Origin of the sequence: uncultured Maribacter sp. (genome assembly GCF_963974015.1) — a bacterium.
Lineage (GTDB): Bacteria > Bacteroidota > Bacteroidia > Flavobacteriales > Flavobacteriaceae > Maribacter.
The window spans coordinates 75,898-96,589 of the sequence record NZ_CAXBBZ010000005.1 but is presented as its reverse complement, the minus strand read 5'-3'; the positions used below and the strand labels follow the sequence as shown (position 1 = coordinate 96,589).

General features: G+C 35.3%; 16 protein-coding genes. 2 read left to right on the top strand and 14 right to left on the bottom strand.

Translation table 11 applies throughout. The features are described 5' to 3' along the window. Nucleotides 1-27 precede the first annotated feature (27 nt). Nucleotides 28-2,343, bottom strand: a complete 2,316-nt coding sequence (locus tag AACZ41_RS10005; protein WP_339628289.1) for a hypothetical protein — start codon at nt 2,341-2,343, stop codon at nt 28-30. A gap of 174 nt (nt 2,344-2,517) precedes the next feature. Here AACZ41_RS10005 and AACZ41_RS10000 point away from each other — a divergent pair, with 174 nt between their 5' ends. Beyond that, nucleotides 2,518-3,198: a head GIN domain-containing protein gene (locus AACZ41_RS10000; protein ID WP_339628288.1), complete on the top strand. Its 681-nt coding sequence runs from the start codon at nt 2,518-2,520 to the stop codon at nt 3,196-3,198. Here AACZ41_RS10000 and AACZ41_RS09995 read toward each other — a convergent pair whose 3' ends face one another. From AACZ41_RS09995 to AACZ41_RS09960, 8 genes are all read right to left on the bottom strand, one after another. After that, on the bottom strand, nt 3,199-3,381 hold the full coding sequence (locus tag AACZ41_RS09995) for a CPXCG motif-containing cysteine-rich protein (protein WP_091620402.1): 183 nt from the start codon (nt 3,379-3,381) through the stop codon (nt 3,199-3,201). Between the two features lie 5 nt (nt 3,382-3,386). Continuing rightward, nucleotides 3,387-4,064 carry a hypothetical protein gene (locus AACZ41_RS09990; RefSeq protein ID WP_339628287.1) on the bottom strand — a complete coding sequence of 226 codons (678 nt, stop codon included), beginning with the start codon at nt 4,062-4,064 and terminating at the stop codon, nt 3,387-3,389. 22 nt (nt 4,065-4,086) lie between these two features. Continuing rightward, nucleotides 4,087-5,409 (bottom strand): TolC family protein, encoded by a 1,323-nt coding sequence (locus AACZ41_RS09985; protein ID WP_339628286.1) that lies wholly within the window; start codon nt 5,407-5,409, stop codon nt 4,087-4,089. Between the two features lie 19 nt (nt 5,410-5,428). Further along, complete coding sequence (locus AACZ41_RS09980) at nt 5,429-8,698, bottom strand: efflux RND transporter permease subunit (RefSeq protein ID WP_339628285.1); 3,270 nt, start codon at nt 8,696-8,698, stop codon at nt 5,429-5,431. Beyond that, nucleotides 8,698-9,828 carry an HlyD family efflux transporter periplasmic adaptor subunit gene (locus AACZ41_RS09975; RefSeq protein WP_339628284.1) on the bottom strand — a complete coding sequence of 377 codons (1,131 nt, stop codon included), beginning with the start codon at nt 9,826-9,828 and terminating at the stop codon, nt 8,698-8,700. Before AACZ41_RS09975 ends, AACZ41_RS09980 begins: the two co-directional genes overlap by 1 nt. Nucleotides 9,829-10,265: 437 nt before the next feature. Next, complete coding sequence (locus AACZ41_RS09970) at nt 10,266-11,150, bottom strand: hypothetical protein (RefSeq protein WP_339628282.1); 885 nt, start codon at nt 11,148-11,150, stop codon at nt 10,266-10,268. Between the two features lie 211 nt (nt 11,151-11,361). Beyond that, on the bottom strand, nt 11,362-12,237 hold the full coding sequence (locus AACZ41_RS09965) for a hypothetical protein (RefSeq protein ID WP_339628281.1): 876 nt from the start codon (nt 12,235-12,237) through the stop codon (nt 11,362-11,364). A gap of 160 nt (nt 12,238-12,397) precedes the next feature. Further along, nucleotides 12,398-14,308, bottom strand: a complete 1,911-nt coding sequence (locus AACZ41_RS09960; protein ID WP_339628280.1) for an ATP-binding cassette domain-containing protein — start codon at nt 14,306-14,308, stop codon at nt 12,398-12,400. A gap of 134 nt (nt 14,309-14,442) precedes the next feature. Here AACZ41_RS09960 and AACZ41_RS09955 point away from each other — a divergent pair, with 134 nt between their 5' ends. Then, nucleotides 14,443-14,832, top strand: coding sequence for a DUF983 domain-containing protein (locus AACZ41_RS09955; protein ID WP_339628403.1), 390 nt, complete (start codon nt 14,443-14,445; stop codon nt 14,830-14,832). Here the strand turns inward: AACZ41_RS09955 and AACZ41_RS09950 are convergent. From AACZ41_RS09950 to gldK, 5 genes are all read right to left on the bottom strand, one after another. Next, nucleotides 14,829-15,872, bottom strand: a complete 1,044-nt coding sequence (locus AACZ41_RS09950) for an FAD-binding oxidoreductase (protein WP_339628279.1) — start codon at nt 15,870-15,872, stop codon at nt 14,829-14,831. The two genes, AACZ41_RS09955 and AACZ41_RS09950, sit on opposite strands and share 4 nt — an antisense overlap. 100 nt (nt 15,873-15,972) lie before the next feature. Continuing rightward, entirely contained in the window at nt 15,973-16,860 is an 888-nt protein-coding gene (gldN, locus tag AACZ41_RS09945) for a gliding motility protein GldN (protein WP_339628277.1), read from the bottom strand. A gap of 65 nt (nt 16,861-16,925) precedes the next feature. Continuing rightward, a complete protein-coding gene (gldM, locus tag AACZ41_RS09940) occupies nt 16,926-18,482 on the bottom strand; it encodes a gliding motility protein GldM (protein ID WP_339628276.1) in 1,557 nt (518 codons plus the stop codon). 57 nt (nt 18,483-18,539) lie between these two features. Further along, the gene (gene gldL, locus AACZ41_RS09935; protein ID WP_339628275.1) at nt 18,540-19,193 is read right to left on the bottom strand and encodes a gliding motility protein GldL; all 654 of its coding nucleotides are present in this window, start codon (nt 19,191-19,193) and stop codon (nt 18,540-18,542) included. Nucleotides 19,194-19,277: 84 nt separating this feature from the next. Next, nucleotides 19,278-20,642, bottom strand: coding sequence for a gliding motility lipoprotein GldK (gldK, locus tag AACZ41_RS09930; RefSeq protein ID WP_339628274.1), 1,365 nt, complete (start codon nt 20,640-20,642; stop codon nt 19,278-19,280). Nucleotides 20,643-20,692: the final 50 nt, after the last annotated feature.

Below are 20,692 nucleotides of genomic sequence, written 5' to 3'. Positions count from 1 at the left end.
TGATTAAATAGATAGGTAGTGGATCAACTATTTAGTGAACCATTTGCGCACGGTTTCCTCTGCCAATTTGTTATTGGGTGTAAAAGCATTGTTATCTTCACCACGGTACTCTAAAAAGCTTGGAAACTTCCACCATAGTATACCTTTGCACCATGGTTCGTTCTCTATACCCTTGAAGATGATTTCGTAGCAACGTGCCTGCATTTCTTCATTAATACTTTCATCGGCCTCTGCATGCGGATTCTTCCATGGGGCATCTACACTTCTGAATCCGATTTCGGTAAAAACGATGGGCTTTTCGAAACGGTCGTACACCTTTTCAATCTTCTTTTTCACCAAATCGAAACTTTCGCTCATCTCCTTATCGGTAGGAGTATCGTTCTTACTCAACGGGTAATAGCAATTGAGGCCGATATAATCCAAATCATCCCAAAACTCTATGTTTTCAAATTCTTCTCCCCAATTGGCAGCATAGGTAAGATGACCTGAAAATAAGCCTCTTGTTTTCTTGATCATACTTCGCCAAGTTTCAGGTTTTGACAATGTTGCCTTTGTAAATTCGACGCCTATACAAAGCGCATCCATACCATGTATTTCAGCTAAAAAAGCATAATGGCGAATCCAGCGATAATAATGATCATGAAACAAAGCCCATTCTTCATCACTAGGCATTTCAATGCCGCCAGGCCAACTACCACCCACATAAATTTGAGGTTTTAACATGGTATACATACCCATATCATGTGCAGTTGATAGCGCATGAACAACGGCCTCATCATTTTCACTGCCTGCACTATTACTAAAATGAAGTGGTGTAGCTTCATTTATATTGTTAATGCCGGTATAGGGAACAATGGCCATAGCATTACTGCCCATAGACTTTTGCTTCAACAACGATTCCGTGGCCTTTTTAGAACCATAGCCATTATAAATACTGTAACCTTCATGAGCAAAATTGAATCCTTTTAAATAGGGTATCCCTTTCTTAGCTACACTTTCTTTTACATAGGTATCTGACAGGTTTTTTAAATATAATTGCCACTTTGCTTCTAAGTCTTTTATTTCTTGGGTAGATAGTGCTACATTTTTATAGTGGGACAAAAAGGATTCTTTACCCCATGTTTTCATTAAAAAATCTACAAAAGAGCCTGCCAAGCAATCTCGTATTAGAGACGATTCCATTTCTAGAAATGAATTATCGAGCAGTTCAGCTACGGATAAGGTATTATCCGATTCGGCCAATCGTGCAGACCAGTACTTGTAACCTTTCATTTGCCATTTATCGGTAAAATAAATAGGTAGGCCATAGGTAAGAATATCTTTATCGGAAACCCCTAATAGATGGCGTAACAGCAATTCATTATCCTTGCCAATGTTATTGTTCTTATATATTTTATTGGCAATAATGTGAACAGAATTATTCAAGGTATCGTAATGCGCTTGGCTCGTATTACCGGTCATCAGGCCCTTTTCTTCTGTGTTACTATAAAAATTATAGGTGATTTTCGGAAAATCATCATTGTTTAGAAAAGCAAATACTTTTGAGGTGTTTCGTTTTATTTGCTCCTCAAGAATTCTTACTTCCTTTGGTTTTAATGCATTTTTATGATTTACGAACTGATATTTTTCTGCATTGAGAAGCACCTTGTTTCCCTTAGAAAAATCAAAAAACGTACTGTCATCGGTTTTCCATTCCTGATTAAAATCTCCCATGACCACACGTTCGTTATCATTGTAGAGTTCATAGTTAAGATTCTGTCGGTAAAAAGATTGTCCGTTTTCTTTAACCTTTTCGGCAAAAAAATCAAATACCTGTTGCGCATCTGTTCCTGTCATAAAACTAAATGGCATTTTGGGACTTAGAGGATTAGGGTAAAAACTCACCGATAAAACAGAATTCTTATTTGTAATCTTATTGGAGCCTATCTCCAACTCCTTCGTATTCAACTTAAAGGGAGTTTCGTCTATAAATCTTCTCAGTACCTCATTCTCTTGAAGGGCACCCAATAGAAAAACAACATTCTCCCTAAGGTTTTCTTCAGTAACCTCATCAGCTCGCTTATACAGAATTTTGGCACTGCGCCACGACTTCGTAGGTTCTAGCAACGAAAGCTCGTTGAGTATCTGTTCATATTTGTTACTTAGCAGACTATCCTTAGCGGCATAAACTACCAGTATTTCTCGTTTTTCAAAAAAGCTACCTCGTAGTTCTCGCCTTGTAGGTATGGAATCCAAAGTTTCAGAAACCACTTCAATTTCAGTTTTTGGGAAATATTCAACACCAGCATAGCCAACGATACCTAACGCTACAACCAGGGCCAGTAATACATATTTCTTTTTCATACGCTGCAATAAGGACAATTACTTGTTTAAGATAGTGAAACTGCAAAACGTGAGCGAAAACCTTATCATTATTTAACTTTTACCTATAATCCTCTTAAAAAATATGGAAAACCAAGTTTTGTAAATTAATCAGAAATGTAGCGTAACTTTGAAGCACCAATTACCCAATGCCACATGAAACCAATTGTACTATTCACTCTTTTTGTCTGTTCAACGCTTTCTTGTTTTGCACAAAGCACTGTAACTATTCCCTTACAGAAATTTAGCGAGCTCAAGGTTTATGACCGAATTACCGTAAACCTTATTAAAAGTCAAGAAAACAAACTTGTGCTGAGCGGTGAAGATAAAGAGGATGTGAGCATTTCCGAAAATAACGGACTCTTGAAAATTAAAATGGGTATCAATGAGTTTTTATCTGGTAATACCGTTAATGCTAAACTATACTATACTGAAGAATTAACCTTGATCGATGCCAACGAAAATGCAAGAATCGTTTCTAGCGGAATGATAAAGAGTTCGACAATAGAAATTAGGTCGCAAGAAGCTGCCACGATTACTTTAAATCTTGATGTAAATACGGTTAATGCGAAAAGTACTAGTGGAAGTGAATTAAAGCTTTCTGGTACTACTGATTACCAAGATGCCAATATAAATACCGGCGGCAAACTGTACAATAAAGGTTTACAGTCGAAAACTACTTCAGTTATCGTTTTAGGCGGTGGTATTGCCGAGGTATACGCAAGTGAAAAAGTTATTGCAAAAGTAAAAGCCGGTGGATCTATACACGTATACGGAAATCCGAAAACTATTGATAAGGATGATACTTTTGGTGGTAAAATAGAATTCAACAACTAACTACTGCTCTATACTTTGAGCATCGAACGCTATTAGTTCATTATCCTCAAAACGCGGCGTTAACTCTATTGGGTTACAACACACTTCGCAATCTTCTACATAGGTCTGTTGGGTTATAGATGGGTCGAGAAGCATAGAAACTTCTTCCCAACAATATGGACATTGAAAAAAATGCTCGTACATCGTATTTATGCCCCCTTCAAATATTTCGCCAATTCTTTTAGTGTAAGGGTCTGTACCAAGTTCTCGGCATTTGAAGTTAAAATGGTCTGGTCACCTAACTTTAAAAATAACGTGTCTTCATCGGTCTCTACAAATATTTCAGATGCATTTGCCTTAATCTCTTCTAACTTAACATCGAAACGTTTCTTTAAGGTAATTAAGCCATTAAAATTTGTAATCTCAAAACCAGTATAATCAAATACCCGTTTTAATCCGCTAAAAAATCCAATCCCAATAAAAATGCAGCCAGCAATGGCAAACTTATAGGCCAATGTAAACACATCTAACTCGTCGCCATTAATAAATGTGAACACTAGGTTTATACAACCGTACACCCCGATCAAGAAAACGACCACTCCTAACATAATGGCAGTGATATCGTTAAAAATAGCCTTTTTCGTTCTGGTCACGGTAATGCCATCAGCGCTTTTTTCTGCTATAAAACCGAAATCCTTCAAATATTCTAGATTCTTTATTTGAGTCAGTTTATTTGAAATGGAAGTTTCTAACGGACTAAGATCTACCTGAATATCACGTTTCTGTATTTCCTCCCTTAAACTTAACTGAGATTCAAACGTAAGAAGTGACTGTTGATAGAGAATCTCTATTAACTCGCTATTTGTTCTTTTGTTATACATGTTCATACCTTACCGTATTAAGTAACCGTTACAGTTCAATATTTAATAATTGCCCCGCAAGTTGTAGTAACTGAAGCTCTGCCAACTTAGCATCGTACTTTGCTAGATTCTTGTTGGTCTGCGCATTCAATAAATTAATTTGAGCCTGTCTAAACTCAATAGATGTAATACTTCCCAATTGAAATTGTTCACGAGAACGTTCAAAGTTATTCTGGTTCGTTACAACATTTTGTTCTTGCAAGCTAAAAACCTGTAATCTATTTAAGTAATTTTCCTTGGCGTTTTGCACATCTCTTAAAACCTCCTGCTCTATTTGTTCTTTAATGGTTTCTTGATTATCCAGAACTATTTTTGCATTCTTTATCTGTGTAATACTACTACCACCATCAAAGAGGTTCCAAGTAAGATTCAAACCGGCAGATAATCCTGTTGAAACACTTGAAGCTAAAAAGTTTGTTGCAGGAAAATTTCCTTCGTTCCAACCATATGAGCCAGTAAGGCCAACCGTCGGCAAAAAAACAGACTTACTAGATTTATAAGCATAATCGTTTATTCTGATATTTTTTTCGGTCTGTAATACGCTTACATTATTCGCAATACCTTTATCTAAAAATTCTTCTAAACTTATAGGATCTACAAAAGCGATAACAGTATCGACCTCAAAAGAGGTTGCAAGATTTCGATTCAACAATAGATTTAAATCTCGTTTTGTATTCCTAAACGTTTGTCTTGTATTCATTAGATTGATACTATCGTTGACCAAATCTACCTGTGCATTCAAGACATCTAACTTATTTGCCTGCCCATATTCAAAACTATATTCAGAACGTTGTAAGCGCTTTTGGGTATTTGAAAATGTGTCTTCTAAAACCTTAATATTCTCAGTAAGTCTTGCCACTTCAAAATATACCGTATATAGCTGTATCATTGTGGTTTCTATGGTTTCTCTTGTTTCAAGTTCGCTTAAACCATATTCTTCCTTAAGCCTTTTATAATCATACCAACGACCTAGACCATCAAATAATGTATAATTTAAATTCAAAGAAGCATTATAACGTGTAGTTTCGGCACCATCAATAGCCCTGACGCTACCATCTTGAAAAGTAGCTTCTTGATTGCTTTGATCAAATGACCCACCAGCATTACCTGTTAAACTTGGTAAATAGCCAGAATTTAAAATATTCTTGTTATTATCGGCTATTTTTAAATTGTTATTGGCAATTACTACCCCAAAATTATTTTTTAAGGCAAGTGCTATCGCATCTTCTTTAGAGAGCGTATTCTCTTGCGCGAATACTGTACAAACTGGGAATAACAACAACAATAAATGGATGAATCGTAATCTAATCATTACACTATACTTCTAATTTCTAATGAATATTTGAACCAACTTCTAGATGATCGTGATGACTTTCATCTTCGATTGAATGATTCTTTTGACCTTCTAGATGTGCAGCTTCTTTACGCTCGGTAATGGCTCTTTCTACTTCTTCTTTTGTAATCTTATGACCCGAAGCCAACATTTTATTACCAGCCTTCAGATTATTACTAAACGATAGGAATAGTGGCAACATTAACAACGTTAGTATGGTGGCAATACCAATACCATAGGCAATAGAAATCGCCATTGGTTTTAAGAATTGTGCTTGTCTGCTAGTTTCTAACATTAGTGGTGCCAAACCTGCAATTGTTGTAATCGAGGTGAGGAAAATTGCCCTGAACCTAGATTTACCCGCTTCGAAAATAGCATTGTCAAAGGTCATACCTTCCCGTAAGTTAGAATTGAACTTACCAATTAGCACCAAGCCGTCATTCACCATAATGCCAATTAAGGCAATGATACCTAAAATCGATAGTACGTTAATAGGAAAATCGTGAATCCAGTGTCCCCATGCTACAGCTGTAAAACTGAATGGCACTAAAAGCAATAACATTAAAGGTTGACTAAAGCTTCTAAACGTAAAAGCGATAGTGATATATATTAAAAGTAAAACTGTGAATCCAACCAATTTCAAAGACCCTGTTAATTTACCCAACTCTCTATTCTGTCCTTCATAGGAAGCATTAACCGTTGGGTACTTGGAGTTTATTTCGGGCATGATGACATTCTGAATTTCTGTCATGATATCCGTAGGACTATCTTTTACATCTTTCATGTCTGCAGATACTTGAATTTCACGCCTGCCTTCTAATCTATTAATTGCAACATCGCCGCGCTCAATAATATAGTCCGCTATTTCACTCAACGGGACACGTTCACCTGTAGGAGTAACAATTCGCATATCATCTAAATTGGTAATCGAAGAACGCTCATCTTTTTCATATCTTACCCACACCCTAATTTCATCTTGCGATCGTTGAAAACGCTGTGCCTGTACACCGAAAAATCCTGATCGTACCTGTGCCATTACCGCACGAAGGTCTAGACCTAGCAAATACGCATTCTCTTTTAAGGTCAATCGAATTTCTTTAATACCAGCTGGGTCATTGTCAGAAATATCCTTTAATCTGGAGTTATTCAACAAAATGTTCTTTAATTCAACCTTTGCCGCTTTAAGCTCCTCAATATTATTACCTAACAGTGAAACTGATACAGGAGAACCACCAAAGTTTCCACCTGAACCATATATTAAACTTTCAACCCCAATAACCGGCCCAACGAGCTCTTCTAGTCTTCTGGTCACCATATCTGAAGAAATCTCATCGGGTCTTTCCTCACCAGGTAAAAGGTTAATATTCAATTGGGCGGTAGATGAACCTGGACCCAAACGTCTAATAACATTCTCAAAAAGCATTTTATTGGTGCCCTTTAAGTATTTTTCTGTCAATTCTTGATTTACAATCTCTGCTTTTTCCTCAATCATGGAAATAATAGAGTCTGTAATTTTCTCATTAGTACCATTCGGCATTTCTAATTCTATACCTACCCTGTCACTCGCTATCCTTGGAAAAAATGCAGTTCTAATAACACCACCACCTACAGAACCTAGTGTTAATATGAGTGCCCCTAAGAAAAGACTAAAGACGAAAATTTTATAGTTCATTGCAAAATGTAATGCGGGCGAGTACAATTTATCGCGCATCCACGCCATCATTTTATCACCAAACTCATTAATTACACGTAGTTTGGCAAATGCCTTAGCAAATCCGCTTTTTGGCTTATCATCTAAAGGTTGTAATGCTTTGGAGTGTGCCAAGTGAGCAGGTAGAATAATTAATGCTTCTACCAATGAAACTACTAATGTTAGAATAACGATTACAGAAACCTCACCAAAAAACTCCCCTATCCTACTATCTAAAAACAGGAATATAGAAAAGGCTAATATTGTAGTAATAATCGCAGAAATAATCGGAGGCAATACCTCCATAGTGCCATCTACAGCAGCCTGTACAGGCGACTTGCCTTTCTCGTAATGCTGATAAATATTCTCGGCGATCACAATACCATCATCTACTAAAATACCGATAACGATTATCATACCGAATAAAGATAAAACATTGATGGTTACATCAAAGAAACCAGCAAAAACAAACATGCCTAAGAATGCCACCGGTAAACCGAAGGCTACCCAAAATGCCAATCTTGTGTTTAAGAACAAGGACAAGAAAATCAGCACCAATAACATACCCATGATAGCGTTCTCCGTCAATAATTGGGTACGTTGAATAAGGGTTGTCGACTGATCGGACACAATGTCTAACTTGACATTGTTGTATTTTTCATTGAAATCTTCTATATATTCTTTTACTTGTTCTGCAGAGGATATTAAATCTTCGTTATTGGTACTTGTAATCGTGGTGCTTACCGATAAATTACCGTCAAAATAGGTTGCATTAGGCGATTCAGCAAAACGGTCTTTAACGATAGCCACATCTTTTAAACGAATAACCGTACCTGAAGGGTCTGCCTTAACAACTAAATTGTTTAGCTCATCACCATAATACGCACGATTATTAGCTCGTATCAAATATTCTTCCGCATCGGTCTTTATATTACCACCGGTCACAAGAATATTGGCATTGCTTACCGCATTTGCAACCTCAGTAAATGAAATACCATAAGCCAAAAGGTTATTTTCATTAACGGCAATTTCAATTTCCTCTGCTGGAAAACCTGAAATTTCTATTTGAGAAATACCCTGCATTGCTCTAAGGTCATTCTCAATTTGTCGACCTACACTCTTTAAGGTGGCTAAAGGAATATTTTCACCACTTATAGCAAAAGCAATAGTTTGACGAACGGCCTCTAGTTTCGACACAATTAAAGGTTCCATGCCGGTAGGGAAAGTTGGCACCCTATCTACCGCATTCTTAACTTCTAATAGCATAAAGTCGATATTCTCTCCCTTTTCTATTTCGACATTAATGGTACCGCTATTCTCCCTAGAAGTAGAAGTAACACGATCAACACCTTGCAGGCCTTTAAGGTTGTCCTCTATCTTTAATACAATGCCTTCTTCAACCTCTTGTGGTGAAGCACCTGGGTAAGTAATAGTGATTGCAATATTCTTAGAATCCGTTAAAGGAAAAAAAGATGATTTTAAAGCCTTTGCGCCTACTATACCAAATAGGGCAAAAGAAATTACTACTACATTAACGGCAACATGATACCGAATAAAGTATTCTATCAGTTTACGCATTATTCTTTTGTATTTTCTGGTTGTTCAGAGTAAATTTTAACTGCCATACCTGTATAAGCACCACTTAGCGGCTTAGACATTATGGTAACGCCATTAGGCACATCTTTTAGCACTACACGTTTATCTGAAAAATAAACAGGGTTCACATCGATGATATCCAAAACAGAATCACGTACTACAAATATTCTGTTCCCTTCTAAAAGCAAACTTCGATCGACCTCAATAGCATTCTCCTCTTTTCTGGCATCTAAATTGGCCTCTAAGTACATGCCTTCACGTAAGTTCTTATTATCTACTTCTATATATGCCTTAACGGTTTGTGTTGCTTGATCAATATTACCGTTGATTCTAGTAACTTTACCCTTATACTTGGTATTGTCATCTAAATTGGTAAGCTCTACCGATTCACCTAACTTTAAAAGGTCCGTGTAGCGCTTGCTAATTGAAACTTCAAGCTCGTATATCTCTGGATTAATAAATTCTCCTAATTTTTGACCTGACCGCACTAACGTACCTTCTGTAACCAAGGCTTCGGTAAGTATCCCAGAAAAAGGAGCGGCAATACGGTATTTAGAAAGTCGTTGTTCTAAATTCTTTACATTATAATAACTGGTTAAAATACCTCTACCCGAAATAAAGAATTTCTCTTTCTCAGTATTCAATTCTGGAAGCGCAGGCGTACTTTTAGACATATCAAAGTTGGTCAAGTAATCTTGCCATTTCGAATAGATCTCTGGATAATCTAAACGTAAATCTGGCATAACCGCCGTAAGTTGATTGAACAGATTGCTTTTCGCAGATTGTACACTTGCCGCATATTCATTAGCATCTATACTTATAACTGTTTCGCCTTGCCGAAAAGCTTGCCCTTCTTTAAAAAGCTTACTTCCTCTCTTAAAAACACCTTGAACTTCAGCATATAATTCTACTCGTTGCTTCGCAGTTAAATTACCGTTTGCAGATACAACAATAGGCACTGTACCATTTTCAACTACCTCTGTAAAAACTGTTTTAACCACTTTTTCAGATTTTGGTTTGAACGTTTTTTTACTATCGATAATAACCTTAGATAAAAAGAAGGATACTACAATAAGTAAAATACCCAGTACGGTGAAAATAATTTTTCGCATTTTATTATAATTTATAAGCGTATTTCAAAAAACACAAGATCAAATATACTTTTTTAAGGTCCTAAAGACTCTATTTAATTAAATGAAGCGGCCAAATTCAAATGTGAAACGACTGCCATACATTTAAAGCATATCTACACACCACCTAATTAAGCGCTACAGTTTCTAAAATCTATTTCAAATTACCACTAAGACATACCTATCTTCTGTTTAATATAGTTACATCCAAATGGATGATTAAATAGAATTGTGAATGTTAAATTGGCAAATCTTAGAAACTTTTGAAAATCAGTAAACAAAAAGCGAAACTACAAAAAAACGTATATGGCTTTTAACATTTATATGGTTAAAGTAATCATAAAGTATTCGATATTTTCTTAGTGATGAACATAAAAAAAGGGATGCCAATGCATCCCTTTTATATAATTGAAGAGTTTTTAATTTCTCTTTACATCCTCGTACTTATTATCTACCAAACGACTCTTGCCCGCTTCATTATTACCGAATTTCATATTTAAAAATTCGTCGTCACTATCAAAAACAGCTAAATTTCGACTTTGCATTCTTAATAATGAATTCAAAGACCTGAAGTCATTGCCCTGTAATTGAACAAATTCAAGATTACTTAACGTAGCCATGCTACTTGGCAAGTCACCTTCGAATTGATTATAGGAAAGTATAAGCTCTTTTAAATTTACCAACTTACCTAAATCTACCTCTATTGAACCAGCCAACTTATTACCAAAAAGTTCTAGCCTTTCTAAATTCGCTAGTTTTTCTATTGACTTTGGCAAACTACCTTCTAAATAATTACTTGAAAGGTTCAAAGCTTTTAAATTTTCTAATTCTCCAATTCCGCTTGGTATAGCGCCCTGAAATAAATTATTAAACATAGATAGTTCTTCAAGGCTTTTCATTTTAGAGTAGTCTTGAGGCAATGCACCGCTTAACTTATTCATTTCAAGTCTAAGTGACTTTAACGCTCCTAATTCAAATAAATCTTTAGGCAGTTTGCCCGATAAGGTATTGAATGAAAGATTCAAAGTCTTTAAATTGGTAAGAGCGGCGATACCATTTGGAATTTTTCCACTAAGATTATTACGGTATAGCTTTAAACCAACAACATGACCATCATTAATTTCAACGCCGTACCACGAAGAAGGATCCTCATTTAAATTCCAAGTTTTTTGCCATTGCTCACCAACTGTGGTTTTATGGAATTCTATTAAATATTGTTTTTCACTTATAGGAATCTGTGCATTAACCATGTAACCACTCGTCATAAAAAGAAATATGAAGCTATATTTTAGAATGTTTTTCATAATGAGAAAATTATTTGATCATAGGTGTATTTTTCAACTCGCAATACCTGTTGGCCCTTTTGAAATAAAGGGCAGACTAAAAAGCACCTACTATATAACGTTCAAAAAATAAATTTATGATACTCTTAAAATGTTAAAGTACTAAACCAAGAAAGAGATGTTGAACAACATCTCTTTCTATCACCAAACTAACTAAAAGTGTAAACTACTCTTATTCTTCTATATCTTCAAACTTTGTATCGGCCATTCTAGTCTTACTAAAGTTGATATCTTTAAAATCAAGTTTTCTATCATCTTTATCATAATCAAAAACTAAGTATTCTTTGGTTTCTAAAAACTCTAAAGCTTTAAAAGAACTGAAATTATTATTTTGAATTTGAAAAACCTCTAAACTTACCAATTGAGCAAATTCATTAGGAATTTCACCATTAAGCCTATTATTCGCTAAAACCAATTCTTTCAAATTGCTTAGCATACCCATATCTTTTGGAATAGCACCTTCTAATTTGTTTTCAAATAAGCCTAATGTTTCCAATTGTGACAACTGCCCTAAAGATGCAGGTATATCCCCATAAAAATCATTACTTGAAAGATTTAAGATTTTTAACCCTTTTAAATTTCCAATTTCATTAGGAATCTCACCGGTTAGAAAATTATTAAAAGCTGAAAGCTCTACTAACTGGTTTAAATTTCCAATTTCATTAGGAATCTCACCATTGAGCCTGTTCATCTCTAATTTCAATACTTTTAAATTGGACAGATTAACTATTTCTGCAGGAAGTGCACCAGTTAAAGAATTAAAAGCAAGATTCAATACTTTAAGATGTTCTAATTTTCCAATCTCAGAAGATATAGGTCCCATAAGATTATTATGGAACAAATTAATTTCAACTACTTTATTATCTTCGATTGTTACACCGTGCCATTGAGCAACCGGAGTATTTAAATCCCATTTTTTGACCCAGTGTTTACCATTAGTAGAAGTGTACAGATCAACCAAGGCTTTCTTCTCCTTTTTCGATATTTCTGCAACACATACTGTTGTGATAAAAAATAAGCTAAAACTTAAATAGTATAGTTTTTTCATATGTCGGCGGTTAAGGAAATTCCTTTAGTTAAGAATTATCCTACAAATTTCAACTAATAACGGTAAAAACTAAAATTTTATCGTTGACCAACCCGCATTTGTTGTGAAAGCGCCCATTTATGTTGTGAAACTCACTAAAAGCATGGTCTATGAAATTTGACTACGCTATGGATTCTATATTTATTGTAAGAACTTCCCAATCTTGCATTAGCTTCTCTAATTTATCCTTCTTTGCCTGGTAAGTATCAAAGAAGTTAGTTTTCGCAATTGTTTTATCATAGTCCACCAAGAGGTTATGGTCAATTTCTTTAATTTCTTTTTCAAGACTACCAATCTTACTTTCTATTGAGCTTAATTGGTTTTTTAAACTCTTTATTTTTTTCTGGTCTTGAAAAGAGTTCGATTCTTTTGGCTTCTCCTTTTCAACGGCAACTACCTGCTTTTTTTCAATAGCTCTAAAGTTTTCGACTTTACGTTGTTCTAAATAATACTCTACATCACCAAGATATTCCTTAATTTTTTGGTCCTTAAATTCATAGACCTTATTTGTTAAGCCTTGTAGAAAATCTCTATCGTGAGAAACCAGAATCAATGTACCCTCAAAATTTAAACATGCTTGTTTTAATACATTTTTCGATTTAATATCGAGGTGGTTGGTAGGTTCATCCATTACCAATACATTAAATGGCTGCAATAACATTTTCGCCAAGGCAAGTCGGTTTCTTTCACCACCCGATAAAACTTTTACATATTTTTCAACTTCATCTCCCCTAAATAGAAAAGAGCCCAAGATATCTCGAACCTTACTTCTATTCTTTTCATTGGCAGCATCTATCATCGTATCTAAAATGGTTTTATTACCATCTAAATACTCCGCTTGGTTCTGAGCAAAATATCCTATCTGAACATTATGACCTAATTTCAAATGTCCTTTATGCTCTAAATCGCCTACAATAATTTTGGCTAAAGTTGATTTACCTTGACCATTCTGACCTACAAACGCAGTTTTGCTATCACGTTCTATTAAAAGGTTAATATCATCAAGCACATGATTGCTACCGTAGGCCTTTGAAAGCCCTTCGATTTCAACTACTACCCTACCAGGAATAACGGATATTGGAAAACGCAGACTCATTACACTATTATCATCTTCATCAACCTCTATACGCTCAATTTTATCCAGTTTTTTAATTAAGGATTGCGCCATAGATGCTTTGGTAGATTTTGCCCTAAACTTTTCAATAAGCCGTTCTGCTTGTTGAATTTCTTTTTCTTGGTTCTTTTGGGCGTTTACCTGTTGTTGCTTGATTTCGTTTCTTAAAACAAGGTATTGTGTATATGGCTTATTGTAATCATAGATACGACCCAATGATATTTCGATAGTCCTGTTAGTAACATTATCCAAGAACATTTTATCGTGCGAAACAATAACAACGGCTCCTGTGTAATTATTCAAGAATTGTTCGAACCAAATAATAGATTCAATATCCAAGTGGTTTGTCGGCTCATCGAGCAGCAGTACATCGTTACTTTGCAATAATAACTTTGCTAACTCAATACGCATTCGCCAACCACCGGAGAAAGTTTCGGTCTTTTTTTCAAAATCTTCGCGTCTAAAACCTAGACCCTGAAGAATTTTTTCGGTTTCACCTTGATAATTGTACCCTCCTAAAATTTCATAATGATGAGAAACATCATTTAAATCTACAATAAGCTGACTATACGAATCGGTTTCGTAATCGGTGCGTTCTGCCAGTTGATGATTAATTTCATCTAACTTTAGCTCTAAGGCCTTAATTTCCTCAAAAGCTTGGTACGCTTCATCCAATACCGATCTACCCTGTACGAAATCAATATCTTGTCTAAGAAAACCTATTTTAATATCCTTCTCAACTGCAATAACGCCGGTATCTAAAGGCATATCCTTATTAAGCATTTTTAATAAGGTTGATTTACCTGCACCATTCTTCCCTACAAGACCTACTCTATTTCCTCCATTTAATCGAAAAGAGATTTCTTCAAAAAGATATTCTCCGCCGAAGGATACTGATAGGTTGTGAACGTTTAACATAAATAATTCTTCTAGTTTATTCTTAAAAACATCACTTTTTAATCATGATTATTCTTAAGCAAAATTTGTGTTTAATGGCTTCTCAAAAATTTGAAAAGAGCCTTAAAATCGTACCTTTGTATAAAGTTTTGCAAATGTTAAAAAAAGGAAACAAACTCTACAGCATTTTAACAGGAAGTTGTCCAAGATGTCACCAAGAAAGTATGTATTTGGACAAAAACCCATATCATTTGGGCAAAATCTTTAAAATGCATGAAAGATGTGGTCATTGCGACCTTAAATATAAAATAGAGCCTTCTTTTTTTTATGGGGCAATGTATGTGAGTTATGGAGTAGGAATTGCCTTTGCTGTAGCCGCTTTTGTTATCGCAAAATTAATCATCGGAGCCAACCTCATTCAAACATTTATTGCCATTGTAATTACCATGATTGTCTTTATGCCGGTAATTATGAGATTGTCTAGAAACATTTGGATCAACATTTTTGTAAAATATGATTCGAAAGTTAAGCTTAAGAGCTCCTAATTTTTATTAAACCTTGCAATATCCATTTCAGCTAGTATTGGTGCTTCCATTTCTATTTGTTCATATAATGCTTTTGATGCCCAAGGAGCAATCATAATACCATGTGAACCAAAACCATTTAAAACCCATAGATTATTATACTTTGGATGTTTACCTACTAAAGGCCTTCTGTCTTTTACCGTTGGTCTAACGCCAGCCTCTTGACCGATTACCTTATAACTACAATTTAAAAGGCTATCTAATTTTCTTTGTAATTCTTCCTTAGAAGCTTCAGTAATGCTGTTATCTTTTTGGTCCCTATTATAAGTTGCCCCTACCTTATATAGATCATCACCTAAAGGAATTAAAAAAATTGACGATTTTATAATGTTACGTTCTAGAAGCCCTTTTGCTTCAATTACCAAGTACTCTCCTTTTGAGCCTTGCATGGGCAAATACTTAAAATACGGATTCTGCATCATTCCGAAACCTTCAGCAAAAACTACATTTTTAGCTTTTACACCTTTATAGCTAACAGAATTTTGTAGAATTTTCAACTCGTTATAATCAAAAGTCTCTACGAATATTCGTTTTTCTTGTTGCAACCATTTCATATACCCATCTAAGAGAATCTGGGTGTCTAGTTTACCGGTTTCCAAAACCATCCCGAATGCGAAAGGAACCTTAAGCCCTGAATTCTTATTTGAAACTAATTGCGTATCTAAATAAGGTTTCAAGCTATTTTTATCCGCAGCTTCAAACCATAAATTCTGTTCTTCAATAGAGGCGAATTTTCGTAATACATTCAACTTTTCATCAAATTGAATATTCAAAAATTGCTCAAGTTGCTTATAAAAATCAGCAGATACAGCTAATTGTTCATCTGCTCTCCACGACAATGTAAAACGTTTTAAAATAATAGGATTATAGAGTCCACCTGCAACTCTTGAAGATGTTTGCGACTGATTATTATAAACAACAAAAGTTTTGTTATTTCTACGCAGTGTTTCGCAAAAAGCAGTGCCTGCCAATCCTAATCCTACTACCATGTAATCTACCATGCCGCAAATGTAATGACAAATGAATACATTTATTTGTAAAAACAAAAAACCCAATCTTTCGATTGGGTTTTTATTTTATGAATTGGATGTTTTATTTTGCTTAATAAGCCCACATATCCTGTTCTTTATCTCGAATAGTTTCTTTGATACGTTTAGCTTCTAATAACTGGAACAAGGCATTATCTGAAATATAATCATCAATATTCCTATCGCCTTGAACATTATCCTCTTTATAGATAACTGCATCAAACCTTCTTGCGTTCAACAACATATCAAAAGAGATAGGCTGAGCTGAATTCTGTTGGTTAAAAACTTTTGATTCATGAAGTATTTCACGTGCATCCGGATACCAAACCCAGAAAAGTTCAACCATATCAGGGTTATCATCATCCATAAAGTTTACATCTGGCGCAACTGGTGCTATACCTAAAAGACGGTATTTCAACTCACCTTGTCTTTTATCAAAATACCATATTCCTTTAATATGATATTCTTCTATATCGGCTGAAGATATATTTCTACGAGTAATATATTCTTCTGAAACAGTTTCACCTGCATTCATTTGCTCATACCCATAATCAAGAGTATCAACCATCTGCAAGGCATCTTTTAAATCGCCAAAAGACCTTTTTTTAGTGAAATAAGAATCTGTATACGTTTCTAATTTTCCACTCTTTAAGTTTTTAATTAGAACATTATATAAAGACCTTCTATCTGGTCCAATATCCATAGTATCTGTTGGATAATATAATGGGAAATTAACTCTCTCATCTAAATCGATGGCCTCCCATAAAGTTTTAGACCAAAGTATATCTCTATCATCTACATAACCGTATTCTAACGGAGCATCGTTATCGACAGCTTTCTGAGCTTCTGTACGCACACCAACCTCATCGGGTTTTTTGGCATTCAATACATTTGCTTGGGCCATCATCGATATTGGTAACATAGTTACCGCTCCCATTACTAAAACATTTTTCCAATTCATGTTTGTTTCACTTTAAAATTAACCGGGCAATACCAAATGGCTTACCCGGTAGAATTCCATTTATTTTAGTTTGTAATCTCCACAACTACAGGAGATACTTTTTTCAACTTGTAGCTTTTATTATTCGTAATATAAGCTTCGATATCAAATATTTGAACGATATCTCCCCTTTTAGCACGTTGTAAAGCAGCTTTAGCTTTACCATCCATCTTATTTCCTCTTACAGAAACAGTAGGTTGACCTGGTACTTTGAATTTAAATCCGCTTACTGCAAGATTCAAATCAAAATCGAAATCTTCTAAACCAGCACCAATAGTAGCTATTTCAACATTTCTTTTTGGAAGTTTAATACTACCTGTTTGCTTACTTACACTACCTTCTGGTCTTGGAATATCTTTAATTCTGAATTCTAATGATGATCCAACTGGCTCACCATCAGGCAATGTACCTGAAGCCTTAATAGTAACTGTTCTACCAGTACCTGGGTTCATAACATACTTGCTACCGCCTATTGACTTTAAACCTGGTGCAGAAGCATTTACTTTGTTATTTGCAATACCTGGTATAGAAATCGACATTGGATTCGCTACACCACGGTAAACAACATTCATTTTATCAGCTGCGATTAAAGCGCCACCTGGCTTAGATATTGTTGCGAATGAATTATTAACCTCTACAGGAATTTCTTCACCATCTTGCTTAAAGTAGATCATACCTTTTACTTCATGATCACCGGCAGAACCAGAACCTATTAGCATCTTAACTCCACCTGCTTCTAATTTATAATCAGAACCTTCTGAAAGTTTTCTACCATCTAACGTTAGTTCAGCTCTAACTGGAGTAGAAGAATTATCAGTTTTACTAATGATAATCTTACCATCGTACTTCTCACCTGTATAATATGCAGATTTAGATGCTGTAAGAGATGTTGCAAAATTCTTTAAAGAAACTTGACTTGTTAACTCACCTTCTAACATAGATTTCAAAGCTGCCTCTTCAGTAACTTTTACATCTGCTTGAAGTGCAGTTAACTTTGCCAATGATGCTACTAAAGGATACCCTTCATAATGATAGTTGATCCAATCTTGCATTCCATCTTTAGCTTGAACCTTACCTTCTTCGTTTCCTGTTTGAAAACGATCTATAACCGATGCTTTCAGAGAAGCTGGTACGATAGCTGCTACATTATCTCTATAATCCGTAATTCTTTTCATGAATTCCTTTCCACCTTCAGAAAGATTATCGCCTTGAAAGAACTTTTGATCTAAGAAATCTGACATATCCATTCTTGCATAATCCTTAGGATTTTCAAGACCTTCAGTCATTCCAGTTTTAAGCGACTCTAAATAATCATAATATTCTTGAGACATTGCTTTAATCTGTTGAGCATTCTTGTACAGCTTTTCATATTTAGCTGCATCTTCAGATGCTTTAGTTTCCAGACTACCTAAGAACGCTTCGTTACTTGCGGTTGTCATTGCGTTTGAAGTCTCTAGCTTTTCATTCATTATACCGAATGCAGCTAATACTTCTTTACTCATGTTTAATGCCAGCATTGCGATGAAGATCAAATACATTAAGTTGACCATCTTCTGCCTTGGTGAATTTTTTCCTCCTGCCATGGATTTATTTTTTTAGATTTTAATTAATAATTGACTTGGGTTTTATTAAAATCCAATTTAGTTTTTACTCATTGCGGATAACATACCACCATAAACACCATTCAATGAAGAAAGGTTTGTAGACAATGATGCCATTTGATCTTTAAGAGCACTTGCATTTTGTACTACTTCTTCATTTACAGAAGCTTGTCTGCTAGCGCTTTCCAATTGTACTTTATAAAGACTGTTTAAAGACTCCATTTGAGATGCAGCTTGAACCATTTCATTTGAATACTTCTTAGTAGATTCCATTGCATCTACCGTAGGAGCGATACCTTTAGCGGCACCTTCAAAGTTTTTTATGCTAGAACCTAAGCTCTCCATAAGACTTGCGTCTACACCTGCTTCTTTTAACAAATCGTCTAATTTTTTAGATAAAGATGCTTCTGCTTCTTTTATTTCAGCAGCTTGTCCTTTCTTAGGAGCTTTACCTTCAGCACCAGCTAATTCTGGATAAACTAATGCCCAATCTAACTCTTCATCTACTGGTTCGAATGCACTGATCGCAAATATAAGTGCCTCTGTAATAAGACCTATCGCTAGAAGAATACCTCCGTTTAAAGGACCTAACTCCCAGTGAAGAATTTTGAATAATGCACCAATAATTACAACTGATGCTCCTAGGCCGTAGGCCATGTTAAATAATTTTTTTGTGGATTTTGACTGTGCCATGATTTTAATTGAATTTAAGGTTTAATAAAAAAGATTTGGTTAAAATTTAATTTGAACTTATAATAAAACTGTTTATACTATTATTTATTGTGTTGAATCCTCTTCGCCCATATAATCTTGAACGGTTCTGAATCCTATGTAACTACGAGCAGAATCTGCATATTCGTAATCTCTTGTACTTACCTGCAAGAAGTAAGCTACATCTTTCCAAGAACCACCTCGAATAACTTTTCTAGTATTCGATTGATCACCGCCGTTAGGGTTCATCGTTGATACGTAATCATATGCGCTAGGGTCATAACTTGAATTTGTCCATTCAGAAACGTTACCGGCCATATTGTACATATTAAAGTCGTTTGGCTCATAAGATTTCGCTTCTACTGTATACAGTGCGGCATCTGCGGCATAATCACCACGTTGTGGTTTAAAATTAGCCATAAAACATCCTGTATCACTTATTACGTAAGGTCCTCCCCAAGGGTATGTTCCACCTTCAATACCACCTCTAGCGGCATACTCCCATTCTGCTTCGGTAGGAAGTCTAAATTGATTAACGAACTGCTTACCTCTACTTTTGTTATCGTCGTTCTTGTATTTCGTTCTCCAATTACAAAAAGCTTTTGCTTGTTGCCAGGTAATACCTACTACTGGATATTCACTATAGGCATCGTGCCAGAAATAGTCGTTGTGCATTGGTTCATTATACGAATAAGAGAAATCTCTGATCCATACGGTTGTATCTGGATAAATTTCTACTTCTTCTGTACGAATAAAGTCTTTTCTACTATTATTCCCTTTTAAAGAAGAACGTGCCGCTGCTTCGATATCCATCCAATTGTATTTGAATTTTAGTTTCTTAACATCTATAGTACGTTGACCATTATAAGATTCTTCTTCAGACAAATACATAGAGTCCATTATTTCAGTATAGTACTCATCTGGATAGTCTGATGTATTCCAGACCAAATCTTCATCCTTACTCAAAGCTCTACCTTCGTAACCGGTTTCGCCCATTCCAGAATAATTATCTAGCATATACTTATCATAAACAGATGCTCTCGTAGTATCTGCATCTTTAAATGCGTAATCACCGATACCGCCTTCTTCAGGGCCGATACCCAACTCATCTGCTAATATTGCCAATTTGGTTCTTACTATAGAATCCTTTACCCATTCTACAAATTGACGATACTCACTATTTGTGATTTCTGTGTCGTCCATGTAAAAAGAACGTACGGTAACCGTTTTGGTCGGTGCGTTCAATAATTTTGCTTGGTCTTCTTCACTCTTACCCATAATGAAAGAACCTCTTGGGATAAGTTCCATTCCATATGGTTTTTCCGGGTACCACTTTTTTCCCTGGACACCGGTTAGCTCTCCTTTAGTCTTAGACCCACAACTGGTGAGTAAAAAAACAAACGCTATAGAGGATAACAATAGCTTCTTCATACTTTAGGTTAAATTTCGATTATGGTTAAACTCAGAATACAATGATTTAT